This is a genomic window from Leucobacter soli (assembly GCF_042659205.1).
Lineage (GTDB): Bacteria > Actinomycetota > Actinomycetes > Actinomycetales > Microbacteriaceae > Leucobacter > Leucobacter soli.
This window is the reverse complement of sequence record NZ_JBHSRW010000261.1, coordinates 1-2,982: the sequence shown is the minus strand read 5'-3', so window position 1 is coordinate 2,982 and position 2,982 is coordinate 1. Positions and strand designations below refer to the sequence as shown.

The window sequence follows — 2,982 nt, the reverse complement described above, 5'->3', positions numbered from 1 at the left end:
GCGCCGATGGCCTACGCGCTCACGCGCCCGCCCGGTCATCACGCGCAGCGCGCCCAGGCGGACGGCTACTGCTTCTTCAACGGGGCGGCGCTCGCGGCCGATGCGGCGCGGCGGGCCGGCATCGAGCGGGTCCTCGTCCTCGACTGGGACGTGCATCACGGCAACGGCACGCAGGACATCTTCTACGAGCGCGACGACGTGCTCACCGCGAGCCTGCACATGGATCACGGCGCGTGGGGCGCCAGCCACCCCCAGACCGGTCGGCTCGAGGAGCGCGGGGAGGGACGCGGGGCGGGCTTCAACCAGAACGTCCCGCTGCCGCTCGGGGCCGGCAACACCGCGTACCTCCGCGCCTTCGACGAGGTCATCGCCCCGCTTGCCGAGCGCTTCCAGCCCGGCATGATCGTCTGCGCGAGCGGGCAGGATGCGAGCGCCTACGACCCGAACGGGCGCCACAACGTCTCCATGCCGGGATTCCGCGGGATGGGCCGCCGGGTGCGGGAACTCGCCGAGCGCCACACGGACGGCCGCGCGATCCTCGTGCAGGAGGGCGGCTACAACCCCTCCTATGCGCCGTACTGCCTGCTCGCGACCGTCGAAGGGCTGCTCGGGCGCGATGAGGAGACGGCCGACCCGCTCGCGTACGTCCCCGACCAGACGCTCGGCCTCGAGGAGCGCTTCGCCGAGCTCGCGGCGGAGCTGAGCGACGAGCGCCTCGCCCGGATCTCGGCGCAGCGTTCCTGAAGTCGCATGGCGACGTTGCCGGGCTCGTGCATTTCTAGCGATCTGCTGTGCAGTTGCTCGAAAGCGGAACGGAATCAGTCGGAAACGCGCCGATTCGGCGCGTAATCGGTATCGTTAGAAGCACTGCGTTTAATGGAGGAAACCACGATGCTCAACGGCAATGTCTCGCACTGGTGGCAGCAGATCGGCGGCGCACCGGATCCGAGGCCGTCGCTGCCCGGAGATCTCACCGCCGACGTCGCGATCGTCGGAGCCGGGTACACCGGACTCTGGACCGCCTACTACCTGAAGCAGGCCAAGCCCGAGCTCCGAGTCGTCATCGTCGAGCAGCACCACGCGGGCTACGGAGCCTCGGGCCGCAACGGCGGCTGGCTGACGAACGCCATCACCGGCGGGCGCGAGCAGTACGTGAAGACGCACGGCCGCGAGGCCGCCGAACGCTTCCAGGCCGAGATGAACGGCACGGTCGACGAGGTGATCCGCGTGGCGCAGGCGGAGGGGATCGACGCCGACATCAAGAAGGGCGGCGAGTTCAACGTCGCCTACACGCCGGCGCAGGAGAAGCGCATCCGCGAGTTCGCCGCGTCCGAGCAGCAGTGGAAGCACACCGACCTGCAGCTGCTCGAGGCCGCGGAGGCCGCGGCGAAGATCAACGTGGCGAACACCCGTGCTGCCGTCTGGCATCCGCACTGCGCCAGGATCCAGCCCGCCAAGCTCGCCGCGGGGCTCGCCGAGGCCTGCGTGCGCTCCGGCGTCGAGATCTACGAAGGCACCCGCGTGGTCGAGATCGCTCCGCACCGCCTCCGCACGACGCACGGCACGGTCTCCGCCGACTACGTGGTGCGCGCCACCGAGGGCTTCACCGCGAACCTGAAGGGTCTGCACCGGCTCTGGCTGCCCATGAACTCGTCGCTGATCGCGACGGAGCCCCTCCCCGCCGCGGTGTGGGACCAACTGCACTGGAACGAGGGCGAGACGCTCGGCGACTTCGCGCACGTGTACATGTACGCGCAGCGCACCGCCGACGACCGCATCGCGATCGGCGGTCGCGGAGTGCCCTACCGCTACGGCTCGAAGACCGATACCGACGGGCAGACGCCGCCCGTCACGGTCGAGACTCTGAGCGAGATCCTGCACCGCTTCTTCCCCGCGACGAAGGGGGCGGCGGTCGACCACGTGTGGTCGGGCGTGCTCGGCGTGCCCCGCGACTGGGCCGCGACCGTCGGCCTCGACCGCGCGACCGGGATCGCCTGGGGCGGCGGCTACGTCGGCACCGGCGTCACTTCGACGAACCTCGCCGGCCGCACCATCTCCGATCTGATCCTCGGCCGCGACAGCGAGCTGGTCACCCTGCCCTGGGTGAACCACCGCGTGCGCAAGTGGGAACCGGAGCCGCTGCGCTGGATCGCGACGAAGGGCCTGTACGCGGCCTACGGGATCGCCGACCGCAGCGAGCTCGCTGGCCGCCGCACGACCTCGCCGATCGCCCACATCGCCGACGTCGTCACCGGTCGGCACTAGGCTCTCCGCCAGGACGCCACGCCTCCGCGACCTACCCGGCGCCCCGCGCCGACCGAACCGCATCGAACAGCACCGTACACAACCGAAGGAAAGCAGGAACCGATATGGCGACACCCACCTCCTCCGCGCACGACACCGCGAACATCGACCTCGGAGCGAAGGCCGAGAAGCCGAACGCGACGATTCCCGGAACGGCCGACGCCGCGGTCACCGTCTGGGAGGACGACCGGATCGACACCGGGCTCTGGGAGTGCACGCCCGGCGCCTTCGCCGCGACCCGCGTCGGCTACACCGAGATCTGCACGATCCTCTCGGGCACCGTGACGCTCGAGGTCGAGGGCGCCGAGCCGGAGCTGTTCGGCCCCGGCGACGTGATGGTGACCCCCTCGGGCTGGGAGGGCACCTGGATCGTGCACGAGCCCCTCCGCAAGCACTACACGATCATCAAGGACTGACAGCCGGTCGGAGCACCGGTGCCGTCACCCGCGTCGGCACCGGCACCCGCATCGGCGACTGCGCGAAGGAGCGATCATGAGCGAGCACACCGGAGCCGATCTCGCCGTCATCGGCGCGCGACTGCGCACGAATACCGCGGATCACGTCGGGGCCACAGCGCTGCTGGTCAGGGACGGCCGGATCGCGTCGCTCGGCGGCGACGCGGCGATACGCGCCGAAGCCGAGGCCGCCGGCATCCCCGTCCGCGACCTGGCCGGGGCG

2 protein-coding genes and 2 pseudogenes are annotated in these 2,982 nt (G+C 70.7%); all 4 read left to right on the top strand.

Translation table 11 applies throughout. The features are described 5' to 3' along the window. Nucleotides 1-744 (top strand): annotated as a pseudogene (locus tag ACFPZL_RS11825) (hypothetical protein); the annotation flags it as partial. Nucleotides 745-891: 147 nt separating this feature from the next. Further along, nucleotides 892-2,265, top strand: a complete 1,374-nt coding sequence (locus ACFPZL_RS11820) for an NAD(P)/FAD-dependent oxidoreductase (protein ID WP_218114484.1) — start codon at nucleotides 892-894, stop codon at nucleotides 2,263-2,265. A gap of 104 nt (nucleotides 2,266-2,369) precedes the next feature. After that, nucleotides 2,370-2,720: a cupin domain-containing protein gene (locus tag ACFPZL_RS11815; RefSeq protein WP_218114412.1), complete on the top strand. Its 351-nt coding sequence runs from the start codon at nucleotides 2,370-2,372 to the stop codon at nucleotides 2,718-2,720. A 76-nt stretch (nucleotides 2,721-2,796) separates the two neighbouring features. Next, nucleotides 2,797-2,982 (top strand): annotated as a pseudogene (locus tag ACFPZL_RS11810) (amidohydrolase); the annotation flags it as partial.

What these genes read in the sequence shown, in the direction of transcription:
- ACFPZL_RS11820 (WP_218114484.1), top strand. Translation starts at nt 892, where the DNA reads ATGCTCAACGGCAATGTCTCGCACTGGTGGCAGCAGATCGGCGGCGCA.
- ACFPZL_RS11815 (WP_218114412.1), top strand. Translation starts at nt 2,370, where the DNA reads ATGGCGACACCCACCTCCTCCGCGCACGACACCGCGAACATCGACCTC.